At 69.0% G+C, this 3,667-nt stretch carries 3 protein-coding genes; all 3 read right to left on the bottom strand.

From position 1 onward, the window contains the following. Positions 1 to 263: 263 nt before the first annotated feature. Complete coding sequence (locus ACWDMM_RS33675; protein WP_157106825.1) at positions 264 to 587, bottom strand: WhiB family transcriptional regulator; 324 nt, start codon at positions 585 to 587, stop codon at positions 264 to 266. 135 nt (positions 588 to 722) lie between these two features. Beyond that, a complete protein-coding gene (locus ACWDMM_RS33670; RefSeq protein WP_449941555.1) occupies positions 723 to 1,061 on the bottom strand; it encodes a hypothetical protein in 339 nt (112 codons plus the stop codon). A 113-nt stretch (positions 1,062 to 1,174) separates the two neighbouring features. Next, entirely contained in the window at positions 1,175 to 3,325 is a 2,151-nt protein-coding gene (locus ACWDMM_RS33665; RefSeq protein ID WP_449941556.1) for an ATP-dependent DNA helicase UvrD2, read from the bottom strand. Positions 3,326 to 3,667: the final 342 nt, after the last annotated feature.

The raw sequence follows: 3,667 nt of genomic DNA, 5'->3' as shown, positions 1-3,667 counted from the left end.
GCGCGGTTGGGGGCGGGTTGGGCTTCGTAGTGACCTATGCGATTGCGAGGCTGTCGCGAGTCTCGGTCGCTCGGACGCGAGACTTCCCGGGGCCGCGAACACGCAGCGCCGCAGGCGCTGCAAAACCAACACCAACACAGCAGACCAGCCGCCCACCATTATGCGGTGGGCGGCTGTTCTGCTTTCTCGTTCGTTGGCTCGGCCCGTGCCGGTACCGACCGAATCGAGCACATCGACCGGAGGGAGGGAAGTCACTCCCCGGCTCATGCCGGGACCGCGACCTTGCGCGGACGACCGCGGGGACGCTTGCGGGCGATCACGACACCCTGGTCGAAGATCTCACCGCCCCAAACACCCCATGGCTCACGACGATCCATGGCGGCGCTCAGGCAGCCTTTGCGGATCGGGCAGGTCGCGCACAGCGCCTTGGCCTGCTCCAGCTGGACCGGGCTCTCGGCGAACCAGAGGTCCGGGTCTCCAGCACGGCAGGGCAGGACCTTGGTGATCTCCTGGGTCCGAGTAGTCGACGCCACGGTTCGGCATGTCACGTCAGTAGTGGCCTGCGGCCAACCCTGTGCGGTGAACACGTCGTTCTCCTTCAGCTCGTTTGCAGCGGTTCGTTTGTTGTGGCGAAACCGGTGCCGGTGGCTGAAGGGCCGGAGAATACTGGCCACGGTTTCGCTGTCGTGCGATCCGTGGCCAGGAGGTCGGGGAGGAGTTCCCTACCTAGGTCGACATCTGTGTCGAGTCCTGTTCACGGTCGCTGGGTGTGCGGTGCGGAGGCGTGCTGCCCGCGGGGCCGCCGGATCGAAGCCGGCTTCATCCGCGAAGACACCGACTGCTGCCTCGGCAGCCGTCGGGCGCCAGCCCACGCTGGGCTTGTCCTGGATGTGGGTACGCAGCGACGCATGCATGGCAGCGCAATTCACTCGCGTGCCGGACGTGCCGAACGCACCGATTCCGGACAGACCGATCCCCTGCAAGGCGAGGATCCCCCGGGAGGCCGCCATGGGCGCATAGACCGCAACGCCACTGGCGCCGAAGTTCATGATGTTGTCCACTGCTCTGCCTCCCTCCTGTACTCGTTGTGTGTCGGTAACTGTGCGCACCGAGATGCCCTCCCGGTGCGTGAAATACACCATAGGCAAGATCGCCGAGCGGGACAACCTATTTTCTACCTGCGGTTTTGTGATGTGGATCGAAGCCGGGACGCGACGATGGCGAGTATGTCGGCGCCGAACTGCCGTAACTTGTGCTGCCCCATGCCGGGTATCGCCGCCAAGGCAGGCTCGTTCTGGGGAAATTGTTCCGCAATGGCGGTCAGCGTGTTGATACTGAGCACTGCCCGAGCGTCGATCCTCAACTCTGCGGCCGTGTCTCTGCGCCAATCCTGCAGCGCGCCAAGCAGTTCAGCATCCAAATCCGCCGGGCAACCCGCACAGCGTCCGAGCAACGTACTGGTGGGATCGAGCAGCGAACGACCACAGACCCGGCAGGTGGGGAGCCGTTTGTGGAGGCGATCACCGGCGGCGAAGGCGATGCGCGACGCGGGCGAATCGTCCGGAACGAGGCCGTTGAGGAATCGCGAACGCCGCCTGGTGCGCCTGCCGCCTTCGTTCCTGGCCAGCGCCCAGGACAACCGCAGATGTTCGCGTGCCCTGGTGACGCCGACATAGAGCAGCCGCCGCTCCTCCTCCAGCGCCGCTTCGTCGGCGACCGAACCGTCGTCGGCGAGAACGTGCGCGATCGGCATGGTGCCGTCGGACAGGCCGACGAGGAACACCGCGTCCCACTCCAAGCCCTTGGCGGCGTGCAGGGAGGCCAGGGTGACCCCCTGCACCGTGGGTGGGTGCCTGGCCTCGGCGCGGGCGGCGAGTTCGCGCAGCAGTCCGGTGAGGTCGAGCCGCTCGTCGTGGCCGACCAGTTCCTCGGTCAGGCGCACCAACGCGACCAGCGAGGTCCAGCGTTCGCGCGCCTGGGCGCCCGCGGGCTCGGTGGTGGTCAGGCCGAGCGGGGCGAGCGCCGCGCGGACCAGCGCGACCAGGGAGCTGCCGCTGCGTGCCTGGTCGGGCAGGTCTTCGCGGGCGGCGACCTGCCGCAGCGCCTGCACGGCCTGCCTGACCTCCGCGCGCGCGAAGAAACCCTCGCCGCCGCGCACCTGGTACGGGATGCCGCGCTCGGTGAGCGCCTGCTCGTAGCTCTCCGAGTGGGCGTTGATCCGATAGAGCACGGCGATCTCCGCGGCCGGTGTGCCCGCCGCGATCAACCGGCCGATCGCCTCGGCCACCGCCGCCGCCTCGGCGGGCATGTCGTCGTATTCGGCGAACGTGGGCTCGGGTCCGTCGGCGCGTTGGCCGATCAGTTGCAGCCTGGTGCCCGCGATACGCCCGCGCGCCGCCCCGATCACCCGATTGGCCAGCGACACCACCTGCGGAGTCGAGCGATAGTCACGTTCCAGCCGGACCACGGTGGCGTCGGGGAAGCGCCGGGAGAAGTCCAGCAGATAGCTCGGCGTGGCTCCGGTGAACGAATAGATGGTCTGGTTGGCGTCGCCGACGACGGTCAGGTCGTCGCGGTCGCCGAGCCACGCGTCGAGCACGCGCTGTTGCAGCGGGGTGACGTCCTGGTATTCGTCCACCACGAAGCTGCGGTAGCGGCCGCGGAATTCGTCGGCCACCGCCGGATAGTCCTCCAGCGCGGCGGCCGTGTGCAACAGCAGGTCGTCGAAATCCAGCAGCAGCCCGTCCGGTGTCGCCTTGAGCTTCTCGTAGCCCGCGTAGACGTCCGCGACCCGCAATGCGTCGTAGGGCGTCTCGCGCCGCTGCTTCGCGACCGCCGCCGTGTAGTCCTCCGGCGCGATGAGCGAAGCCTTCGCCCACTCGATTTCGCTCAGCAGGTCGCGCACGCTGTCGGTGGCCGTGGACAGGCCGGCCCGGTGCGCGGCCTGCGCGACGATCGGGAACTTGGCATCGATCAGCCGCCACGGCACGTCGCCGACGATCTGCGGCCAGAAGTACTTCAGCTGCCGCAGCGCCGCCGCGTGGAACGTCCGCGCCTGCACCTGGGAGGCTTCGCCGCCGAGACCGAGCGCGCGCAACCGGGTGCGCAGTTCGCCCGCGGCGCGCGCGGTGAACGTCACCGCGAGCACCTGATCGGCCTTGACGTGCCCCTGCGCGATCAGATGCGCGATGCGATAGGTGATGGTCCTGGTCTTGCCGGTGCCCGCGCCCGCGAGCACGCACACCGGGCCGCGCGGCGCCCGCACGGCGGCGGCCTGCTCGGGATCGAGGTCGGCGAGGTCGAGAGCGGGCACGCGGTCCATCATGACAGCGCCCACCGACAAGCGGCCGGTCGCCATGGCGGGCGCCACGCGCCGGTGGGTCGGCCGCACAGTAGGGAAGGCGCCGGGGTGCCGAAACCGCCCAGCGCAGTCCATGCCGCAGTAGCCCGAACGGTGGTGCGGCCCGTCGGCGAAACCTTGGATGTTCCATGCGGACGCTCGAGCAGTGTTCGGTGGTGTACCCAGGCATCGTCTGCGTGGCCGCTCCGGCTCGCGAGTTGGAGGAAGTTGTCGCCGCGATCAGCGTGGCCGGCCCGCCCCATCGATTCCAGCCCAGGACCGGCCCGGCATCGGCCCGCGCGGCCGCCGACGGTGCTCGGCTGTGCA

This window comes from Nocardia sp. NPDC003726 (assembly GCF_053586955.1).
Note: the sequence above shows the minus strand (reverse complement) of the source record. Positions and strands in the feature narration are given on the sequence as shown.